Genomic DNA, 21,682 nt, shown 5'->3' with positions numbered 1-21,682 from the left:
CTTCGCTGATTTTTAGGAGACCAACTTGGCATGTTAAAGAGTTCCGTCCAAAAGGCACGAATGCGGAGGCAGTGAAGTCTGAAATTCGCTGCGCCAAAGTTAGATCTGAATCTGATAAGAAGCCACAATTGATCCTACTTTTCGTAACAATACATAGACTTTTATGCAGGACCGTATGAGCTTTCGCCACCCGGCTTGTCCGAGCGGTCAGCAACCCAGACCCCAGCAATAAACGCTATGCCTAAGGGGCCGATTCACCTCTATGAGCAGTTATCATGGAGGGTTAAGCTCGAGCCAGGAATGCACCCAATCTTAGGAGTCACTCACCCTGCTGTGTTGACCCAGGCACGAATCACATAGGGATACGATGGACTACGAACAACTGCCGCGTTCGGCATTGATCCGCATGCTGCAAGAGCAGGAGGCTGCGATGCGCGACGCAGGCAAGGATGGCATTGTGATGAACTACACCGGGCGCACGGCCCCGTGGCAGATCATTCGCATGGTCAAACCCAAACTCAACAAGATCGTCAAGAAGCTGTCCGCAGGCGACGAAGTTTGCCAAGCGGAAAACGAAGTGTGGGATGGCGAAAACCTTTCGACCATGGTCACACTTTACAAATTTCGCGGCCAGGTCGATCTGATTGTTACAGACCCACCCTACAACACGGGCGAAGACTTTCGCTACAACGACAAGTGGGATAAGGACCCCAACGACCCGGACCTCGGCGATCTTGTCCCCAAGGACGATGGATCACGCCACAGCAAGTGGCTGAAATTCATGACACCGCGCATCTGGATGATGCGAGAAATGCTTAAACCGGGCGGAGTGATCGCGATCTGCATTGACCACAGGGAGCTGTATCGGCTCGGTATGCTGATGGATGAGATATTCAAGGAAGAAAATCGCATCGGCATCATTAATTGGCAAAAGGCCTACTCCCCAAAGAATGATACGGGCGGAAAACGCGGCGGGTTGTCATCTGCGACTGAATACGTCTTGGTATATGCCAAGGATGGCGATAAAGCGAAAACCGGTTTGCTCGCTCGCACTGAAGCAATGAACGCCAGATACGTCAATGGCGATGAAGACCCGGATGGCGATTGGGCCTCCTCAGACGCTGCGGCTCCGGAATACCGCAAAACCGGCACGTTCGCCATCCAATCGCCTTTTACTGGAAAACTTTTTTATCCAAGCAACAATCCAGCTACAAACCACTGGCGCATCGAAGCTAAAGAGGTGAAAAAACTTCTCGAAGGCTGGGGCAGCACTTACGTTTACAGGCAATTGCATGACGACTGTGACGCAAAGGCGATCGTACTAAAAGGATGTAAATTTATCGGAAATGAGCCAGACGTTAAGTCCCCGGCTGTCACTGCAGCTCGCAAAAAGGCGCAATCGAGGATGTCGGAAAAGAACTGGCCCCAGTTAATTTTCACCGACTCTGGTGAAGGTGGCCCGCGTCTAAAAAAGCATTTGAACAAGATTAAAAATGGCAAGATGCCTTTGACTTATTGGGCCAATGAGGACTACGAAACTCCCCTTGACATTGAAAGCCAGTCATGGGATCACGAGGATTCCGGCCACAGCCAAGCTGGCATCAATGAGCTCGACGCCGTTGTCGGTAAGGGGCATGATTTCAAAACGGTCAAGCCGCTGCGACTTATCAAAAAGGTCATCCAGATTTGGTGCAAGCCGGATGGCATTGTGATGGACCCTTTCGCAGGGTCAGGAACCACGGGCCATGCTGTGTTGGCGCTCAATGCTGAAACTTCGGCTAAACGTCGTTTTATTCTCATTGAACAGGGCAACACCGAAAAAGGCGACCATTACGCAAAGACCCTCACAGCTGATCGACTCAAGCGCGTGATTACGGGCGATTGGGCGAGCGGAAAGCGAGAACCCTTGGTCAGTGGCTTTAGATTCATCGAATTGAAGCGTGAAAAGATTGATGCTGAGGGAGTCAACACCCTCGCTCGCGAGGAGATGATCGACCTGCTCTTGACCAGCTATTGGGACAAAAACGAAAAGGCGAAATCCTACCTGCGGCGCCTGCCAGCGGGTACGCATCGGCACTTGTTTGCAGTAAACCCCAAGAATGAAGGTTTTTTCCTCATTTGGGATGCACCGGACCAGCCTTCCAGTCTCAACCGCGAAGCGTTCAAGCGGATCGTTCAGGAGGCGAAAACAGCGATGCTAGGCCCGCGCTATCACGTCTATGCCGCGCTGGCGCCCTACACGGGCACTGACATCGAGTTTTACAAGATTCCCGATTCGGTCTTGGAGCACATTGGCTTCAATCCCCGGTCCGACGCCTACAACAACGAAAATGAGGAAGAGGCATTGGATGCTTGAGCTTAAAGTCTTTCAGTCTGAGGCCGCTAAGTCGATTGCCGAACGTTACTCCTTTTTTGCCAATCATCCCGATAGACCAAGCAAGGGCAAAAACAAACCTTGCGCGTTTTTTCAAGCTCTCTCAGCATTGACTGGGGCAGGAAAAACACCAATTCTCGCGCAGTCTGTGGCACTCATGCGAGCTCACTTTTCGTCAGAGCCTATCGTGTTTTGGATGTCGAAGGCCAAATCGGTTGTCGCTCAGACTTATACGAACTTTTCAGGCGGTGGCAAATACAGTGAGATCGTCGATGGCTTCCGTGTCATCAATGTCGCGCAACTGAGCCCAGCCTTGATCTCAGATGCATCCACCCCCTTGATGATCATGGCAACCACGGGCTTGTTCAATAACAAAGACCAGTCTGCTGGCGCCCTCAATATCTACAAACGCGACGAGGATCAATTCGGCAAGCAGTCACCCTGGGAGCGGCTCATTGAGCGGTCCGATAATGGCCTGCGCCGCCCGCTGTTGATTGTTTACGACGAAGGCCATAACCTATCAGAGCAGCAAACGGAGCTTTTGGCCGAGCTCCAGCCCGATGGGTATCTGCTGGCATCGGCTACCTTAAAACTACCGGAGAGTTTCAATAAATCGGTTATTCAGTACATCAAACTATGGGTAGATGACGCCAAAGCCGAATCAGACGCCTTCAACTCTCTGGATGCCGTTGACGAGCAGGGTAAGCCCGACGTGAAGAAATTCATCACAACTGCAGTCAAAAGCGACAAGGTCGTTGATGCGCAATTGGTCAAGAGGGCCATTCAATTTGATGGCACGACAGCGCCGATGGAGCGCTGCCTCGACGATCTCACAACCCGGCTTCAAACATTGCAAAGCGAGATTGACATGCGAGGCCTGGGTTTCAAGCCCAAGGCCATCTATGTCTGCAAGACCAACATGGCCGACGATGGGGAGAAGGACGACCACACCAAACCCTTTGCCCACCGCAAGGCGCCGCCCATTCGTATTTGGCGTTACCTGGTGGAAGAGAAAGGTGTCGATCCGAAATCCATTGCCATCTACGCCAATTTGTCTTTTATTGAAGGCAACAAGCCTGAGGAGGTCAGACTCTTCTCAAAAGGCGAGAACGATTTCGACGATTTTACGGCGGGCGACTACCAACATATCATCTTCAACCTCTCACTCCAAGAGGGGTGGGACGACCCTGCCTGCTACCTTGCCTACATCGACAAGAGCATGGGCTCATCGATCCAAGTGGAGCAGATTATTGGCCGCGCATTGCGCCAATACAAAGCAACTCACTACGATAACCCGCTGCTCAACTCTGCCCATTTCTTTTTAAGGGTGGACAGCCAAAGCGTTTTTGTCGATGCCATTGCTGCTGTTAAAGCCAAGCTGCAAGCCGAAGGTGCCCCCATCGAGATTGTGGGAAATTTTGGAGGTTCCGGTTCCGGGTCAGATGAGTTAAAACCCAAGGAGGATGTGGCGGCCCCACTTTGCCACATCAACGTGGATGCCGAAACAGCGTGCGAGCGCATCGCCGAGATTGTGGCCGAGTTCCCCACGTTCGCCGATGGCAGTGTTGATACGATTAGCCAAGCCCATGCGGCATCTCAAGTGGTGGATCTGAAAAACTTGAGTGCCGACGGAGGCGTACCCAATTGGACTGCCGAGGGGCATACCAATCCTGTGCGACTGCGGTGGCTGGTCAACACGGCCCTTCGGTCACGCTCTAATCGAGCACTGGCTGTCACGGATTTCAAGGATGTAAAGTTCGACGTGCGCGTGCAGGTGCAAAGCAACGCGAACAAGGCAGCTGAAAAAGTGGCTAAAGAGATTGTCGATGCCTACTACCAGCAAGCTGATTTGGTTTATGAGAGCTTGCGTCCGTTTTCCTTTGGAGCGATGCGGGTGCCCAAGAACGCCCCATCTTTCACCAATGGCGTGTATGAACGCTACTCGGGCTTCAACAAGTTCGAGTTGGACTTCGCTCAGGCATTGGACAAGCCGGGCCTGACCTGGCATCGCAACCCAAGTGCTGGCGGATTCTATATTCCTTTGTTGTCTGAGGGCGACACAGCCTCGTTTTACCCGGACTTCATCGTGTGGAAAGGCGGTTTAGTCTATTGTTTGGACACGAAAGGTGGGCACCTGCTGTCCGATGCAGTGGCTCGCAAGCTCTTTGACATCCAAGAGGATGGTAAAACTAAGGTCCACGTGCGATTTATCAGTGAAGGCAAGCAGTCGGAATTGCGAGGCAAGGCAATTAAAGGTGGTTTTACAGTGTGGAAGATGAAGGCTGGCAACCCGACGCCTGTCCATGTGGACACATTGGAAAAGGCGACTAAGGAGTGTTTAAGGTAGGTGGAAAGTCAGTTTGTGTTAATCACATCCAGCACACAACTGCACGTAAAGTCCAGTTGTTGACCTTGCCGGTCAGCGCGGTAGTGCCCAATAAACTGCCATTAAAATTCTATCTTTGAGTGCTCAAGTTGACTGGAAGACACTGATATTACTTAATCCTCTTTGTGGATTGCTGCACGTCATCTCCCAGTGTGAGCGGTCGTGCGGTCGGCTTGCCCAGCACTTGTTGTATGGCAGTCACGTAGCCGGGATCGTACATAAACACACCATTTTTCTTTCGCACCTCGCCATCTTCACCAATCGTCCAATCCATAAGGCGCATAATTTCAGGCGAAATGGCAGCCTCCAGCGCTTTTCGCTGCGAGTCTGTTAGTCGTGCACCAACTTCAATCACTGCAACCTGAGAGCCTTTCTCCAGCGTGGTGCCCATGGGCCTCATATCTATCTGCAGGGTTGTTACTGACTTGATCGTGTCAAGCGCTGCCTTGAGTTTGTCTCTTTCCGCCAGCGCCATGAGTGTGAGTGTTCGTGCTGCTGGGTCTTCAATCTTTTGCACCCAGTCATATTTATCACGTAGTTTGTCTTTTTTCACATTGACTGGCATTGCAACGGGTCCGCCATAAGCTGACCACGCCTTTATGAGCGCGCAGTAGTCTGCGGACTGCGCGTTGTAAAGCGACTTGGCTTTCAAAATACCGTTATTTTCCGCCGACCTGGCCATATTGGCCACACTGAGGTCTCGCGTCGCCAGACTTCTTCCGTATTCATGTTTGCACAGCTCATGCAACTGCTTCAACTTCTTGACTTTGTCACTGCGGGGATTTTTATCAAGCAGTCCTTGCAAAATCAAGTCCGGATGGATCAGACTATTGTTCATTTGTACATACCTTTTCCACTCGCAACCAAAGGCCGTCATCGGCTTGGTTATTTTTAGGGAGAAATTTGTTGAGGTGCCCACCGAGTAATCGACTAAGACCTTCACCTGTATCAATCATTTTCACCACATCACGACGCGCAAGTAAAGGGTGGCCAGGATTGACCTGACGCTCCAGCGCTTGCATGAATGCATTTCCGTAAATCAGTTGTTCTCCTTCTGTCAGCCGCGCAAAGTAGGGTGGCTGGCCCTCACGTTCAAGCGCCTTATCCAACAAGTGAGATCGCTCAAATACAGCAACCCCTGGATCCAGTTCAGGAAAGAACTGAACATCCTCGCAAATGTTGGAGAGCACCAACAATTCGGAGTCAACTTCTTCCAACGCTTGCTGCATTGTCAGAAGGTCACCATGCGCCGCCAATGCCAAAGTCCCATCCGTGTGGCTAGGCAAAGCAGCGATACGCTCGATGGTGCGGTGAAGGCGGGCGACGTCAACCGCCAAGACAGACATTCTGACCATGGCTTGCTCATGCACTTTTTCCGCGTTCTTAAGGGACCTCATTTTTTCAAAAACCTGGTGTCCCGCCTCTGCCCGAGCTTTTTCCTGCTTGAGTGATTGCAGCAGCCTGTGCCCCACAAGTGCCTTTTCTCCAGCCTTGTGGAGGTGGTAAAAGCGGTTGTTCAGGGTCGCCTGCACACCGTAACCATGTTCTTTTCCAGCACATTTCCAGCGGCACTGCGGGCAGTTTCGAGTACCCCCTGGCACAGGTCCATACTCATTCGTTGCGGCCCTTATCAATATTCCCCCGTTGTGGCAGCCGGGTACTTGTCCATTGCCATCCAGCGGCCCGGTATTGCCGCCGGCCAGGCAGATCCCGTCGTGCATGTGTAGCCAGCCGACCGGGCTGCGATCTGTGGGGTTGACTGCTACCACGGTGCGCCAGTCGTCGGCATTGAACACCACCTGGTCCCTGAGCTGCTCGCCCTGCATGTTTTTAAGGGCCGTAGTAAGGCGCGCTTCCTTTTCGGCATCGAGCTTGAGATGGGCATTGGTAAGCGCATCGCGGAGCTCGGACATACCGGGCTTGGTGTAATAAATCGTCATGATCATCCGGGCATGACCAACGATTTTCATCATCAGCTCCGGCTGCATGTCCCCGTGCATGATGAAGTGCGTAATCAGGCTCACGCGCATGCCGTGCAGCGAAGTGATAGCACGGCCGTTCTTGTCCAGCAGCTCGATCCGGGAACCGTCCGCGTGGACTTGAGCCTCTGTGGCAAGGCTTTCTTCAAACGCGGCCAGCAACTTCTGCCATGCGGCATCCATCATTCCGTTGGACAACGGAAACTGCGCCTCCTGCGGGGTTTCCGGGGTGCGAAACAAAAAGCAGGCATCGGGGTACTGCGCTTTCTGGAGGTCGTGCTTGACGCCCAGGCTTCTAGCATCCGGGATGTCCCTCCACGAGGTTCGCACGCTGATTGGGTTGTACTCTTCCTGCCAGTTGCGCAGTTTTTCCAGCCAGTAGTAAGGGTCCGCTGTGATGTCCTCGGAGTGCATCCAAGGGCAGTCCATACCCATGTCTTTCCCGCGCTTTCCCTTGTCAGCAGTTTTGTTGGAGTTGAAGTAAAGAATGGGCTGGTCAGGGGCACCCTGTTCCAGCATCTGGCGCAGCACACCCTGCCGCCAAAGTTGGCGTAGGCCTGCTTCCCACTGTTTGTCGTTCAACACCCACTTACCATTGCGCCACACTTTGGTGTCCGACTCGCCACTGTCCGCCATCCGCCATTGCCCGGTGCGCCCAGGGGTCAGCAGCTTCATGAGAATGCCCACCCATCTAACGGGACTCCACATCTCAAAAACGGCTTTTTGTCCATTGATAAAGGTTCGACGCTGCCAAACGCAGTCTGGGTCATTTTTGTTTATGTGGTCCTCTGGTACGGCGAACCATTCGGTGCTGAGAGTTGTGCCATCCAGCACCGCCTTGCCGCTCAGCGATCGAACCCAAGACCAGTCGGAAAAGTTGGCGCCGCCCACCATTTTCGAGCGCAGTTGCACAATCAAGGCGTAAGGAAGGACCGTTTTGTCGGACTGTGATCGCCTGGGTTCTCCGGAGGCTTCGCACTGCGCGATGGGGTTGCGATATGCAGGAGAGGTGTTGCGCTCACCTTCTTCTTCTTCTTCTTCTTCACTGAACTCATCGGTTTTAAGCACGTATTGAAGAAAGTCGCGTGCCCTGTTGTTAATGGCTACTCCAGAGTTGCTCTGTGGGCATGCCACTGCATAGAAGTCCGGCAGCTGCTTTGATGCTTTGCTCAACAGCGCGCTTGGCTCCGTTGGAAGCTGGTGGGCGACAAGGTACTTTTCTATGAACACGGCTATGGCACGTATAGATACTGCCAACCCAGAGGTTTCCCCCTTCAGCCATTCGCTGGCATAAACACGCCACCGCTCCATATCTGAACCAGGGTGATCCCGGTTGATCCAACTGCAGGATGTATCAACTTTCTTGCTAATTCGAATCGGGGCCGCTTGTGCGCTTCCATCCACCACTGCACCCCTGTGCCACGTTGTCACAGTGGTCTCAGATACCCTATACGTTCTGGCAACCTCGGCTGCCGTGGCACCGCCCTCGATCGCCTTGATCGCTGCTTGCCTGACGTCGTCGCTGTATGTTTTGTATTCAATGCCCAACGCCAGATTGACGGTTCGTTTCGCAATTTGTAGATCTGCTGCAATCTGGGCCACCGTCTTGTTTTGTGCTTGTGCTGCGATGATGGCTTGCAGTTGTTCTTCAGTAGCCTCCGACGCGGCGGCGATTGCTAAACGATCAACGACGCCTCGCTTGACGCCGATATCGCGCGCCAGCAAAGATGTACGCTCTCCCTTGCCTAGCCTTTGGAGTACCGTCGCTTTAAGTTCAGGCGTCCAGCTGAATGTTTCTTTCGGTAAATGCATTGTCCATTTGCCAACAGTGCTTTTGTCGCAGTTCAGCGACGCTGCAACGTCAGCTCTGGATTCGCCAGATTCAACCCTTGCAATAGCCGCTGTGTGCTCCTCTGGCGTGAAGTGGCGAAAGCCTGTGGGTACAGCCTTCGCCAAAATGGAGTAAGACACACCCATCTCTTTAGCCAAAGCCGCTCTCGTTTCGCCCGCCTCAACACGACTTATGAGGTATTCCATCTGTTCTGGCGTGAATGTTTTTTTCTTTTTCATTTTCATCCCTTTACTTAATACGCAGTATCGACAGGTCCGGCACAGCTGCGATGTGTTTATCCCTAAGGGTCTGCGCACTGACTTTGAGTGCGGCTTGCGCCTCGTGCAATTCGGGTTGGGTGTAAACCAATTGGCTGTCCGGGGAGCAGTGGTGCATCACGCGCTGGATGATCACTTGGTGAACATCCGAACGCGCTAGTCGTCGGCCATAGGCGTGCCGGTGGCCATGCGGTGTCGTGCCGCTGGCCTTGGATGGCTCAAGCCCGATCCGGCGCACGGCGGCGGCATGCGCCGCCAAATATTGGGAGATGGTGTACATGCCACCTATCTCGCCCCGGTCAAGGTTAATAAATGCAAAGGGATGATTCCGTTCAATCGAATGAATCTGTTCAAGATATTTTTGCCAGATTTCCAAAAACAAGCGCCCGTACTCGGCCTCCGGGAACCACCACGCTTGCATGTAGTTTTTAGCATCCAGAGCCGGGTGTTTCCAACCGGCCCTTTTTTTGTTAGTCATGTGCGTACGAGGTGTCAGTGCGTACTGCTCTCCCAAGTACTGCGCCCTCGTTCCGGCGCGTCCCGTTTGGTTGCGCCATTGAGCCGGGGCAACCCCCTGCGAAGGGTGGTGGATGGCAACAAACGCCATGGAAGAGTCCTCCCAGTGAGGCTGTATATCCGCCATGTAAAGGTGAAACGGCTCGGACTCCCGAAAGCCTGCGCCGTGAAGCAGCGTCGTGATCGCCATGCCGCGCCAGTCATACTGGCCATTGACCCTGAAGCCCTTGAACAACAACTCCTCGAATCGATCTTGGGGGAACTGTGGCTCGCTGCCTTTGGAAATCTTGATCGGGCGCTCCCCTCGGGTCAACCGCCCCGTATGCCCCAGTTTTTGTTCCCTGGTGTTATCCGACCAATGCTTTCCGAGATGGCCCAAAAACGCCTTGTTTTTTCTGTACATGTAAGCTTTTTCGTCTATTCGCTGATCGTAAGAGCCACCTGTCGATCTTGGATTGAACTTGCCAGCCTCAGTTTTTCTTTGCTTGTCATCCCCGCTTTGCGTTTCACCGATCCAGTTAAAGAATTCGCTGAGCAACACCAAGTAGTAGTCCACATCCGGACCCTGGAATGGCCGCCAAAACAATCCGCTTGGGTCATGGCCGGTTTCGCGATCAATGGTGCCGAGACGAAGCGCATTGGCAAAGTTGCGAAACTGTTTCCATTCCTGCTCAGGTTGATCGGAGTTAGCTTCCAGATAATCAAGGAACAGGGCGACAGCGCGCAGGAGCTTGTTGATCCACGACAAGCTACGGTTTTTGGACAAGCAGTATTCGATCAAGGGTAGCAGCGGGCCATTGGGGGTCAGCAACACAGGCATCTCCCGAGAGACCCCGGTGTTGTCAGTGAAAATCTTGGCTCGAACAATGGGAAATGACATCAGGGAGTCCATATTGGCGCAGTGGAATAGTGTTTCAGCAGCGACGTCAGTGTCACATGTCGCAGGGTGGCAAAGGCGGATGCCTTGATGGCACGAACAGCCGATGCCTTGTCCCCACGAATACGACTTGATCGACGCCCCTCGTCACAGCCGTGTAAATGAGGGCTTGATTGAGCATGCGGTTGGCGCGAGTAGGTACAATCACGCAGTCGAATTGACTGCCCTGAAATTTGTGCACGGTGATGGCAAACGCCTAACTCAGGGACCCAACGTGGTTAGATGCCAGCTTTTATTCAGTGCCCTCAAAGTCGGTCAGGCAGCAAACGGCCTCTTGATTGGATTTGAGCCTGTAACGCGCCCTTGATATTTTCGTCATTTCCGTTTTCTTTGTCTGAATTGAACAACCCAGCAAGGGATGCCTGAGCCGAAGTGGAGTCATTGCAACCAGCCATGAACTTGAAGACCTGACGTTCGTGGATTCGACCAGACAAGCCAGAGCGGTCATTCAATTTGAGAAATCAGATTTCCCATTCGGCGGTCAGCACTGCAGCGGGAACCGACGGCCATCAATACGTAAGCGTCCGACGAATACCATTCTTGCGCGAGGTTGATGGGCCGGGCAGTATCCGGGGAGTTGCACGCCATCATGGTGTGCACTCAACCCGGACAAGTGCACACCGTCATGGAACCTCCCAAAGATCCCCTCAAGGCCACCAAGCGCAGACACAGCGCAGCCTTCAAACGCAAGCTCGTCAAGCTGACCGAGCAGGCCGGCGCCTCGGTCGCGGCCATCGCGCTGGCGCACGGCATCAATGCCAATTTGCTGTTCAAGTGGCGGCGCGCACAATCTGGCCGCCCGGCGCGGCTCAAGCCCGTCACGCAGGCCGTACTGCTGCCGGTCACGATGGATCCCTTGCCACCGGCAAGCGCGGTCATCGATTTGCCAGCGCCAACGGTGCGGGCACCGGCGGCCGGCGTCATCGAGATTGAAGTGGGCGGCGCGCGCGTGCGACTGCGCGGCAGCGTCGATCCGGCCAGTGTGCGCTGCGTGCTCCAGGCCCTGCGGGACGCGCCGTGATCGGCCTGCCGGCGGGCACGCGCGTGTGGCTGGCCGCTGGCCTGACGGACATGCGCCGAGGCTTTGACGGCCTGGCCGCCTTGGCGCAAGGCGCGCTGGCGCAAGATCCCTTCTCGGGCCATGTGTTTGTCTTTCGGGGCCGGCGCGGTGACATCGTCAAACTGCTGTGGTGGGACGGCCAGGGCATGTGCCTGTTTGCCAAGCGCCTGGAGAGGGGCCGCTTCGTCTGGCCGCAGGCCGACGCCGGGGCGGTCTCGCTGAGCCCGGCGCAGTTGTCCATGCTGCTCGAAGGCATCGACTGGCGCATGCCGGTGCGCACCTGGCAGCCCACGCTCGCTGCCTGAGTTCATGAACGGATGACCTGCTCTGCCGAAGGGGCGCGCACGGGGAGCCGGGTGGAGGTAACACCACATGCGGGGGCTACCCGCAACCGTGAAACCCCTTCTTTTGGCGTGCCGGTTTTGCTGGCAAAGTGGCGCCCATGAGTTCACACGCGCTGCTGCAACAAATCGATGCCTTGAAGCAAGGCGTCGCGCAGCGTGACGAGCAGATCGGCGCGCTGCGCCTGGCCATCGACAAACTCACGCTGGAGCTGTTCCATCTCAGGCGCATGCGCTACGGGCGCTCGAGCGAGAAGGTGGACAGCGCCCAGTCACAAGTGCAGGCGCCTGGCGTGGCACTCGTGCCAGCGGGTGACGCGGGGGAGGCCTTGCAAGGCGCCCCCGTCGCCGACCTTGAGGACGCCCGCAAAAAGCGCCAGGCCGCTTCCCGCCGCACCGCCCCCCGCCAACTGCCCGGGCATCTGCCGCGCCAGGAGATGATTCACCTCGCATCAAGCGACTGCACTTGCCCGGGGTGCGGCACCGAACTGCGCCAAATTGGCCAGGACACCTCCGAAGTGCTGGAGTACCAGCCTGGCAGCTTCCGGGTCGTGCGCCACGTGCGCCCCAGACTCGCCTGTGTCCGCTGTCACACGATCGTGCAGGCTTCCGCGCCGAGCCGTCCCATTGATCGTGGCCTGGCAGGCGCCGGACTCATCACGCAGGTGTTGGTGGGCAAGTTCTGCGACCACCTGCCGCTGTACCGCCAGAGCCAGATCTACGCCCGCCAGGGCGTGGTGCTTGAGCGCTCCACGCTGGCGGACTGGGTGGCCGGCGCGGCGCGGCTGCTCCAGCCTTTGGCCGATGCCGTGCGCCGCTACGTCCTGCGGGCGGGCAAGATCCACACCGATGACACGCCCGTGCCGGTGCTCAGCCCGGGCCGTGGCACGACCCGCACGGCCCGGCTGTGGGTGTACGCGCGCGATGACAGGCCAAGCGGCGATGCGTCGCCGCCAGCGGTGTGGTTTCAGTATTCCCCGGACCGCAAAGGCGAGCATCCCAGGGGCCACCTCGCGGGCTTTGCCGGCACCTTGCAGGCCGACGCGTTCGCGGGCTACGACGCCCTGTTTGCCGATGGCCAGGTCGTCGAAGCGGCTTGCTGGGCTCATGCCCGGAGAAAGTACTATGAAATCCACAAGGGACAGGACGAGATGCCCGGCACGCTGGCCCATCAGGCGCTGCTGCGCATCGGGGTGCTGTACGCCATCGAGAAAGACATTCGGGGCAAGCCCGCAGAGGAACGCCGGCGCCAGCGGCAAAGCCGCGCCAAACCCCTGGTCGAGGCGATGCACGGCTGGCTCCATGACGCCCTTGGCCAGCTCTCGGCCAAGTCGTCCATGGCGCAGGCCATTGGTTACTCGCTGAACCATTGGCAGGCGCTCACGCGTTTCGTGGACGACGGGCACATCGAGATGGACAACAACGCGGCCGAGCGGGCGCTGCGCGCAGTCGTCCTCGGGCGTAAGAATTACCTGCACTTTGGCTCAGACGCCGGCGGCGAGCGCGCCGCCGTGATTTACACCCTGATCGGCTCGTGCAAGCTCAATGGCATTGATCCCCAGGCCTACCTGCACCATGTGCTGGAGCGCATTGCCGACCATCCGATCAACCGGATTGACGAGTTGCTGCCCTGGCGGGTGGCCGAGCGGCTCCGGCCTGCGTGGCCAGCAGCCCAGCAAACGCAGGACATGGCGCGCGCAGCCTGATGCGGGCCACGGCCTGTCCACCGATTTCGCTACAGTAGCCAAACATGACTGCCAAGCTGCACCGACTGCCAGGAGGCGCGAAGAAACCCGGGGCCAAAACCGCAGCCAATGCAAATGGCGAACTGCGGGCGTACCAACTCCATGTCGAGCTTGAATGGGTGTACCCCAAGGTCTGGCGCCGCCTCTTGGTGCCCACCACGATCGACCTCTCGCGCCTGCATGTCGCGCTCCTGTGGGGCACGGGCTGGCAAGGCGGGCATCTGCATGAGTTCGTCTTTGCCGATGCTAATTACGGCCCGTTGGAGCCGGATTGGGACTTGCCTGAAGGCGTGATCGATGAGGCCAGCGTCACGCTTGAAGAGGCGCTGTGCGCGCGCAGGACGTTCCTCTACGTCTACGACTTCGGGGACAACTGGCGCCACAAGGTCAAGGTGGAAAAAACCGTCACGCTTGACGCGCCGCTGTCGCTGGCGTTGTGCCTGGCCGGAGAAAACGCCTGTCCGCCTGAGGATGTAGGCGGCGCGCCGGGCTACGAGGACTTCGTGCAGGCATTGGCCGATCCAGCCCACCCGGAGCACGACGAACTTAAAAAATGGATCGGCCGCCCGTTTGACCCTGCCGCATTCGACGTGGCCCAAATCAACCAGTGGCTCAACCACACAGAGTCTTGAGTTTCAATACGGGTACTGGGCGGACGCTTACATCAATACCTGCTTTCGGGCAGTTTCATGATTTAGGAGACCGATCAACCGCCGTTCATGGGTTCATGGTGCAACTGATCTCTGGGGCAATTTAAATACAGGGTTCTGGCTGCAGCCTGTACCGTTTCCGCGCCTGACATCCGGTTCGCCATCAATGATTGTGAATAGTTCTTCCAAACCGAAGCGGCGACATCAATAGTGACGTTTTGCCCAAGTTCACGTAATGCGAGTTGGACATTGCGCGCGTCTGATACCTCATCCTCCTCCAATTGCAGAGCTGCATTTGAGGCGCTGCTTTGTTGGATCCATCGGGCTAAATCTGACGCAAATTTCTTCGCGTCTTCGTCCATCAGTCTGTCGAAATCAGGGCTTCCAAATTCTCGGCCCACGGGTGCCATTGAGTCCCATGCCAAATCCTTGTCAAAGGGTTTATATCGGCCCCCCAGGCATTGGACTTGCCGAAATTCGATCCCTGGGGCCAATCCAGAACTCGTGATATCCGCAATGCTCTGTAAACACTGCGACTCGATGAATGGCCCCATCTGCGGGTGTCTCGCCCACGTAAAACGCACGACGAAACGTCAGATCGGTGCCATCATCAAATTGGAAGTGAACACTGTCATTTGAAAAATCCGTCGCCAACAGGTTACCTTCAACAATGTCTTCGGCAGAGCGGCCCAGTTTCTTTGAAAGTGCCTTCTGCCAGTTCTCCAGCATACCGATCCATGGCATGACTGCTTTTTTCTTGAGATGATCAAGCTCTTCCTGTGCTGCAGCCCGGATATCGTCCTGAGATGGAATGTTGTCCTCATTAAAGACTCGCTCCAGGTGTGCTCCGCGCGCGTCCATGGTTGCGATGGCGTAGTCAAGCCAGGACTGGAAATCAGTCGGCGGGGTGGGCGTACTCATATCAAACCTCCATCTTTCATTGCGGACTTCAATGACTTCCATTGGAAATCCGGAAGTGTTTGGGACGCTTCTAGCGGGCTCACGATAGCAGTCTAGGGTCCAAAGGCCAATTTCGGTTCAAGCGGCCTCTTCGCGGGCCATTCGCTCAGCGAGGGAACTCCACAAAAGCGGCCAGCCAGATTGACCGTTTTTGGGTTCGTCGTGCAACCGCGTCAATGCTGGCGCGGAAACAATCTCTCCAGAGGAAGTTCAAAACTTGGTTTGAATCGCCCCGGGTTTTGAGGATGCTCCATTCTTCATCGCGCCCAGCCATCTCCTCCTCTGAACAATTTGACGATGTGAAAATGTGTAATCATGGCGGATAGTCCTTTTCTCGAGTTCGATAGTTCCATTGGAAATTCATGCGCATCCACCACGTCGAAATCAAGAACTTCCGCCTTCTGGCAAACGTTGAGCTTGCCTTGGAAGACCAAACGACGGTGGTGGTCGGGCGAAATAACAGTGGAAAGACCTCGCTTTCTGAGGTAATGCGCCGACTCCTGGCAGACGGTAACGCAACATTTCAGCTCGAAGATTTTTCCAGCGCATGTTACGACGGCTTCTGCACGGCTCTCTTAGCGCATAGGAACGGAATAGCAGACGATGCCGTTCGCGCCCACATTCCTGCGATCGAACTTAGATTGAAGTTTCAGTACGATCCTACCCAGCCGCTACTGGGACCATTGAGTCCGTTCGTAATCGATCTAGAACCCACATGCACCGAAGCTCTTGTGGTGGTACGGTATGAGCTGAAGCAGGGCCAACTTGCACATTTTTTCGAAGGTCAGCCAGGAGAGCCACTGGACGATGACGGGCGGGTCGCGTTTTTTCGCGCCCTGCGGGAACGCATTCCAACCGATTGCGATACCAAGATTTGGGCCGAAGATCCTAATGATCCAGACAACCGTCGCCTACTCCAAGCGAGCGCTTTGCGAGGCTTGGTCAAAACCGGGTTTATCAATGCACAGCGTGGCTTAGACGATGTGACATCGCGAGAATCGGACGTGCTTGCCAAAACAGTGGAAAGTCTTTTCGCTACGGCATCTTCGCCGGCAGCCGATGCCGCAGATAAGCTGATTGCCGAGGCCCTAAAGGGCGCTGTCCAAGACATTCAGAAGCAGATCGACACAAATTTCAGCGGCCAGTTGAAAAGCTTGATCCCTGCCTTGCAGAGTTTCGGCTACCCTGGCCTAGGCGGCCAGGAACTGCACACAGAGACACTCTTGGATGTACGCAAACTGCTATCAAACTTCACCAAGGTCCGCTATGCCGGGTACAGCGGGGTCACCTTGCCAGAGTCATATAACGGCCTGGGAGCCCGTAACCTAATTTTCATCCTCTTGCAGCTTGCCGGGTTCTACAAAGCCTTTCGTGCAGAGTCAACAGAACCGGGCGTGCATTTGATCTTCATTGAGGAGCCTGAGGCGCACCTGCACCCCCAGATGCAGGAGGTTTTCATTCGGCAGTTGGCCAAAATTGCACACCAATTGGTGGCCAGTACCGTTGACAAGACGCCGTGGCCGGTGCAGTTCGTAGTTTCCACTCATTCGGCGCACGTGGCTAATGAAGCGGGGTTCGAATGCATCCGTTATTTTCTTGGAACTAGTGTGCCGGGAGCACCGTCCGGCGTCCGGCACACTAAAATTAAGGACTTGCGCAAGGGCCTAAAGGGCACGTCAGAGCCGGACAAGAAATTTCTCCACCAGTACATGACACTCACGCGCTGCGATCTGTTCTTCGCGGACAAGGCAGTGTTGGTGGAGGGGTTGAGCGAGAGGCTGTTGTTACCTGTCATCATAAAGAAACTAGAGGCGGCTGAACCTGACAGCCCAAAACTGTCCAGCCAATACATGACGGTTATGGAAGTCGGTGGAGCCTATGCACACCTGTTTTTCGACCTACTCCAGTTCCTCGAGCTTCGCAGTCTAATCATCACGGACCTAGATGCAGTCGAAAAGCTCGCAGGAAAGGCCTGTGCGGTCCATTTGGGCACGTACTCAAGTAACGCGTGCTTGAAAGCTTGGTTCGCTACAGACGTCCCATTCACGCTGGCAGGGCTACTTGCCAAAGGCGATGCAGAGAAGGTGGACGGAAGAAATCGGATTGCCTACCAGTGTCCCGAGGCAAAGGACGGCCCATGCGGGAGGACGTTCGAGGATGCTTTCATTCTTTCGAATCCTGCAATGTTCGACCTGACAGGAAAGACGCCGCAGGAATTGGAATTGCAAGCGCGAAGCAAGGCCGACGAGTTGAAGAAATCAGCGTTCGCGTTGAAGCATGCCATCGCGGAGACAGGATGGAATGCGCCGAAGTACATACTCAGCGGGGTCCGCTGGCTGGCTGGTGGCGATACTCCTATATCCGACCCAGTTCTCGCATTAGTTGTGGAAGCAGCAGAAGCGCAGGTCGAAGGAACGACAGATGCCTAAGGCCGAATCCCCCGCAGAAGCCGCGAGCAGAAGCGCCCTTGAAGCCATGTATGCCTGTCTTGAGGCAGGTCAGAGCTTTCGTCTGGAGGCCGGGGCAGGTGCAGGCAAGACTTACTCGCTGATCAAGGCCTTGCAATTCTTAATTGAACGTAATCACCAAACGATGCCCAAGCGAAGCCAGCAGATCGCTTGCATCACGTTTACCAACGTGGCCAGGAATGAGATCGCCGCACGTACGGATCGAAGCCCTCTGGTTTTTTGCGAGACGAATCACGCATTCTGCTGGTCGCTGATCAACGGTTTTCAGAAGCCGCTAAGAGGTTTGGTCGAAGCCTTGCCAGCTTGGAAGGATAGGATCGAGGAAGCGGGCGGCAGCCTTGGGACACGCGTCATTGAGTACAGCCTCGGCCATCGGTCCATCCGGGAGGACCGTGCCTCTCTCCACCATGAGGACGTGCTTCCGCTCACGATCTCGCTGATGGAACATGCCAAGTTCCGTCGCATGATCGCCGATCGCTTCCCGATCATTCTGGTGGATGAGTACCAGGACACCGACAACGATTGGGTCGAAGCGATCAAGTTTCATTTTCTGGGGCAAGATGCGTCTCCGCTTTTCGGATTCTTTGGGGACCATTGGCAAAAGATCTACGGGGGTGGTTGCGGCAAGCTGGAACATGATGCGCTGACAGAAATCGGGAAGAAGACCAATTTTCGGTCTGTTAAGACTGTGGTAGATTGCCTCAATCGGATGAGGCCTGAACTGCGTCAGTTTGTTCAAGACCCTGAAGCGGTCGGACAGGTACGCGTGTTTCACACAAACGACTGGCAAGGTCAGCGCCAGACGGGTTCACACTGGGCGGGTGATCTGCCTTCGGAGGCCGGTCATGAAGCCCTTGTGCGCGTCAAAGCGACGCTAGAGCAAGATGGCTGGGATCTATCTCGTGACCACACAAAAATTCTCATGCTCACGCATCGTTTACTGGCGAGCGAACAGGGCTACTCGAGTCTACCGACCACGTTTCGCTACAACGAAGCTTTCACGAAGAAGGAGCATCCACACATCGCTTTCTTTGTGGATGAACTGGAACCAGCCTGCGATGCTTTTGCGGCTCGCAAATTCGGCTTGATGTTCGAGGCACTTGGCGACGCAACGCCCTTGCTACGAAGCCACAATGACAAGGCATCTTGGAACAGAGCCATGTCGCACTTGATCGCGATTTGTGAAACCGGCACAGTAGGTCAAATCATTGACCACCTGGATGCTCAGGGACGGCCAAGACTTCCGGAGGCCGTTGAAAAACGCGAAAGCGAGTTGCGCGCCTTTGACAAGGCAGCGGGAGAACAAATGCCCCCTGCGTTGGCAGAATTGGAGAGATTTCGGGAGGTCCCCTATGCGGAAATTAAGGCGCTTCGTCGGTACCTTGATGGGCATTCGCCTTTCGAAACGAAGCATGGTGTCAAGGGAGCTGAGTTCGAGAATGTTCTTGTTGTGATCGGTCGCGGTTGGAATCAGTACAACTTTAACGAGATGTTGGAACTTGCAGGCGCCCAAGCAGTCCCAAAGGCAAAAGAAGCAGCGTACGAGCGGAATCGCAATCTGTTCTACGTCGCGTGCTCCAGGCCCAAACAGCGGCTTTCCCTTTTGTTCACCCAGCGCCTATCCCCACAAGCGCTGACCACCCTTGAAGGCTGGTTTGGCTCCGATTCCATCGCAGCTGCTCCAGTCGCCTAAGCCTTGAAATGAATGCACCGAGATTGCGCAATATGGTCGCGTTGGAGTTAGGGTGTCAATGCTAAGCTCAAATGTCGCAGTTCTTCCTCGTAGGCACGCACGGCGTCCGCGAGTACCGGCGCTCCACTCCCGCCATGCCCGCCAAAGGGCAGACTGTTCGGATCTCGCATCGCCGCGCGCATATCTTTTATCAGGCCCTCGCCACGCATGATCCTCAACTCGCGCGTGATGTCATCGATCTCCTTTGCGAAGGCAGGAGCGGATTGCATGTAGCCCAACGTCGTGGTGACATCCTCGTGGAGAAGTACAGCCCGGCGCGCTACCAGCATTACGACAGCTACGACGCCATCGAGGTGTCAAAGGTCGCAGACATACCCGAGGACTGGACTGGACGGGTGGGATGGGCGTCCTTCGCTTGTTCAAGAGGTACATCGTCCTGCTGAAGCCTTTCCTCCAGTGATGCAATTTACCGTCCGCTGAGCTTTGGCTGCAATGCATCCATACTTATCCTTGCATAGTATGGTTGATATAAGGTAATATGAAAATATTGTTAATGGATTTTTTCCTTTTTAATTCACTATGTTATGTTTTTAAGTGCAAAAACTAACTTTTTGCCATAACTATGGATTGTGAAGATGGGGTAATAAGCATCCAGAGCTTCAACCCCGAGGTGCAGCAGCGCATTTCACGCAAGCAGGACAACGCCAAGACCGCCGACAACCTGCGCTGGCTGGTGGGCGAAAGCCAGGCGCATGTGCATGCTGACCTGATTTTTGGCTTGCCGGGCGAAACGCTGCAGAGCTTTGCCGACGGCTTTGACAGGCTCTATGAACTCGCCCCGCATGAAATCCAGTTCGGCATCCTGAAGCGCTTGCGTGGCACGCCCATCACGCGGCACACGGCAGGCTTTGCGATGGCCTATGACCCGCAAACGCCGTACACGATTTTGCAAACCTCGACGATTGACTTTGCGACGATGCAGCGCATCCAGCGGTTTGCGCGCTACTGGGAAATGGTTGCGAATTCGGGCCGGTTTTCTGCGGCGCTGCGTTTGTTGCTGCGCAATGACGCGGATTCCGCGGGCTCGGCATTCGGTCATTTCCTGGCTTTCAGCGACTGGCTCTGGCGCACCACCGCCAAGACGCATGAGTTTGCGCTGGAAAAACTGGTGGACGTGCTGTTTGACCACCTGACCGTGGTTCGCGGACTGGCCGTTGATGACGTGCAGGCGGCGCTGCTGCTGGACTATCGCGCCAGCGGTGCGCGCGGCCGGCCGCAATGCCTGGCCGATTCGCTGGCTGCCGAACGCAGCACCTTGCCGGCGGGCGCTGCCAAGCCCCGGTCCGAGCGGCAGGGCCGGCATGTCAGCCAGCAAACCCACCGCGACGCGATTCAAAAAGCGGCTGCGGCGGCGTGAACTGGATTTTTCATCGCTGACCATCGCATGTCGAAAAAACATGCGTTTGGCGATGCATGCACACCCGAGTTGCCGGTGTCGCTGAAAATGCAGCCATGAACACTGCAATGCCCCCCTTTGCTGATCTGCCGCGCTATTGGGCAGACCTGAAAACGACTGACTTTTTGCGTCTCGACCTGGACCGCTGCATCGCCGTGCTGCCGGTGGCTGCCATTGAGCAGCACGGTCCACACCTGCCGATCAATGTCGATACCACGCTGGTCGAAGGCGTTGTCGCCAGCGCGCTGCCGCACTTGCCTGCCAGCCTGCCGGTGCTGTTTTTACCGACGCAGTCGATTGGCTTCAGCCCCGAGCACACGCGCTTTGCCGGCACGCTCACGTTGAAGGCGGAAACCGTGATCCGGCTTTGGACCGAGGTGGCCGAGTCTGTGGCCGCCACCGGTGTCAGGAAAATCGTGCTGCTCAATTCGCATGGCGGCAATGTCGGGCTGCTCGATGTGGTGGCGCGCGACCTGCGCACGCGCTTGGGAATGCTGGTGTACAGCGTCAATTCATTCAACCTGCCGCTGGTCGATGAACGGGGCGACTCGGTGGCCGCGCAGTTCAGCGCGCACGAGCACCGCTTTGGCATTCATGCCGGCGAGATCGAAACCTCAATGATGCTGGCACTCCAGCCGGGGCAGGTCGACATGGCAAAAGCACAGGATTTCCATTCCACCTCGCAGGACCGCGCAGAGCGCTTCAGCATTCTGGGCGATGGCCGCAGCGCCAAGCTGGGCTGGCAGATGCAAGACTACAACCCGCACGGCGCGGTCGGCAATGCGGCTGCCGCCACAGCCGAAAAAGGTCAGGCGCTGCTGTCCGCCATGGGCCGCAGCCTGGCGCAACTGCTGATTGAAATCGACCAATTACCGCCCGACACGCTGCGCAACACGACGGCGAGCTGACAAAGATGGCCGCAAAAGGCAAACCCCCAGGCAACGGGTAAGTCACATGGGGGTTTGTACCGCAGGCCTGGCCGGTAAGCTGGCTGGGGTGTGAAACAAG

General features: G+C 55.9%; 17 protein-coding genes. 11 read left to right on the top strand and 6 right to left on the bottom strand.

All coding sequences use genetic code 11. The features are described 5' to 3' along the window. The first annotated feature begins 367 nt into the window (after positions 1–367). Positions 368–2,356 (top strand): site-specific DNA-methyltransferase, encoded by a 1,989-nt coding sequence (locus H4V98_RS00225; RefSeq protein ID WP_280757193.1) that lies wholly within the window; start codon positions 368–370, stop codon positions 2,354–2,356. Then, positions 2,349–4,721: a DEAD/DEAH box helicase family protein gene (locus H4V98_RS00220; protein ID WP_280757192.1), complete on the top strand. Its 2,373-nt coding sequence runs from the start codon at positions 2,349–2,351 to the stop codon at positions 4,719–4,721. The genes H4V98_RS00225 and H4V98_RS00220 overlap by 8 nt, the downstream gene beginning before the upstream one ends. Before the next feature lie 148 nt (positions 4,722–4,869). Here the strand turns inward: H4V98_RS00220 and gmtX are convergent, their stop codons facing one another. The 3 genes from gmtX to gmtY are packed head-to-tail and all read right to left on the bottom strand — an operon-like array spanning position 4,870 to position 10,244. Continuing rightward, complete coding sequence (gmtX, locus tag H4V98_RS00215) at positions 4,870–5,598, bottom strand: gamma-mobile-trio protein GmtX (protein ID WP_280757191.1); 729 nt, start codon at positions 5,596–5,598, stop codon at positions 4,870–4,872. Next, positions 5,588–8,809: a VPA1269 family protein gene (locus H4V98_RS00210; RefSeq protein WP_280757190.1), complete on the bottom strand. Its 3,222-nt coding sequence runs from the start codon at positions 8,807–8,809 to the stop codon at positions 5,588–5,590. The genes gmtX and H4V98_RS00210 overlap by 11 nt, the downstream gene beginning before the upstream one ends. Before the next feature lie 10 nt (positions 8,810–8,819). After that, a complete protein-coding gene (gene gmtY, locus H4V98_RS00205) occupies positions 8,820–10,244 on the bottom strand; it encodes a gamma-mobile-trio recombinase GmtY (RefSeq protein ID WP_280757189.1) in 1,425 nt (474 codons plus the stop codon). A 682-nt stretch (positions 10,245–10,926) separates the two neighbouring features. Here gmtY and H4V98_RS00200 point away from each other — a divergent pair. The 4 genes from H4V98_RS00200 (at position 10,927) to H4V98_RS00185 (ending at position 14,079) form a co-directional block, all read left to right on the top strand. Further along, complete coding sequence (locus tag H4V98_RS00200; protein WP_280757188.1) at positions 10,927–11,322, top strand: transposase; 396 nt, start codon at positions 10,927–10,929, stop codon at positions 11,320–11,322. After that, positions 11,319–11,666, top strand: a complete 348-nt coding sequence (gene tnpB / locus H4V98_RS00195; protein WP_280757187.1) for an IS66 family insertion sequence element accessory protein TnpB — start codon at positions 11,319–11,321, stop codon at positions 11,664–11,666. The genes H4V98_RS00200 and tnpB overlap by 4 nt, the downstream gene beginning before the upstream one ends. 137 nt (positions 11,667–11,803) lie before the next feature. Continuing rightward, positions 11,804–13,408 carry an IS66 family transposase gene (locus H4V98_RS00190; protein WP_280757186.1) on the top strand — a complete coding sequence of 535 codons (1,605 nt, stop codon included), beginning with the start codon at positions 11,804–11,806 and terminating at the stop codon, positions 13,406–13,408. A gap of 44 nt (positions 13,409–13,452) precedes the next feature. Further along, entirely contained in the window at positions 13,453–14,079 is a 627-nt protein-coding gene (locus tag H4V98_RS00185) for a plasmid pRiA4b ORF-3 family protein (RefSeq protein ID WP_280757185.1), read from the top strand. Between the two features lie 74 nt (positions 14,080–14,153). Here H4V98_RS00185 and H4V98_RS00180 read toward each other — a convergent pair whose 3' ends face one another. Together H4V98_RS00180 and H4V98_RS00175 are read right to left on the bottom strand one after the other, a co-directional pair. Next, on the bottom strand, positions 14,154–14,459 hold the full coding sequence (locus H4V98_RS00180) for a hypothetical protein (RefSeq protein WP_280757184.1): 306 nt from the start codon (positions 14,457–14,459) through the stop codon (positions 14,154–14,156). A gap of 79 nt (positions 14,460–14,538) precedes the next feature. Continuing rightward, positions 14,539–15,018 (bottom strand): hypothetical protein, encoded by a 480-nt coding sequence (locus H4V98_RS00175; RefSeq protein WP_280757183.1) that lies wholly within the window; start codon positions 15,016–15,018, stop codon positions 14,539–14,541. Positions 15,019–15,419: 401 nt separating this feature from the next. On the opposite strand from H4V98_RS00175, the gene H4V98_RS00170 reads away from it, so the two are divergent. Both H4V98_RS00170 and H4V98_RS00165 read left to right on the top strand, forming a co-directional pair. Further along, complete coding sequence (locus tag H4V98_RS00170; RefSeq protein WP_280757182.1) at positions 15,420–17,486, top strand: ATP-dependent endonuclease; 2,067 nt, start codon at positions 15,420–15,422, stop codon at positions 17,484–17,486. After that, the gene (locus tag H4V98_RS00165) at positions 17,479–19,218 is read left to right on the top strand and encodes a UvrD-helicase domain-containing protein (RefSeq protein ID WP_280757181.1); all 1,740 of its coding nucleotides are present in this window, start codon (positions 17,479–17,481) and stop codon (positions 19,216–19,218) included. Before H4V98_RS00170 ends, H4V98_RS00165 begins: the two co-directional genes overlap by 8 nt. 47 nt (positions 19,219–19,265) lie before the next feature. Here the strand turns inward: H4V98_RS00165 and H4V98_RS00160 are convergent, their stop codons facing one another. After that, positions 19,266–19,487 (bottom strand): hypothetical protein, encoded by a 222-nt coding sequence (locus H4V98_RS00160; protein ID WP_280757180.1) that lies wholly within the window; start codon positions 19,485–19,487, stop codon positions 19,266–19,268. Between H4V98_RS00160 and H4V98_RS00155 the strand changes: the two genes are divergently transcribed. The 3 genes from H4V98_RS00155 to H4V98_RS00145 all read left to right on the top strand — a co-directional run bounded on the left by H4V98_RS00155 (position 19,482) and on the right by H4V98_RS00145 (position 21,582). Then, complete coding sequence (locus H4V98_RS00155) at positions 19,482–19,661, top strand: adenine-specific methyltransferase EcoRI family protein (protein ID WP_280757179.1); 180 nt, start codon at positions 19,482–19,484, stop codon at positions 19,659–19,661. The two genes, H4V98_RS00160 and H4V98_RS00155, sit on opposite strands and share 6 nt — an antisense overlap. Before the next feature lie 179 nt (positions 19,662–19,840). Beyond that, a complete protein-coding gene (locus tag H4V98_RS00150) occupies positions 19,841–20,635 on the top strand; it encodes a DUF4080 domain-containing protein (RefSeq protein WP_280757178.1) in 795 nt (264 codons plus the stop codon). A 95-nt stretch (positions 20,636–20,730) separates the two neighbouring features. Then, positions 20,731–21,582, top strand: a complete 852-nt coding sequence (locus tag H4V98_RS00145; protein ID WP_231374722.1) for a creatininase family protein — start codon at positions 20,731–20,733, stop codon at positions 21,580–21,582. Positions 21,583–21,682 lie beyond the last annotated feature (100 nt).

Source organism: Polaromonas sp. CG_23.6 (genome assembly GCF_029892315.1).
Lineage (GTDB): Bacteria > Pseudomonadota > Gammaproteobacteria > Burkholderiales > Burkholderiaceae_C > Polaromonas.
This window is presented reverse-complemented; position numbering and strand designations above follow the sequence as displayed.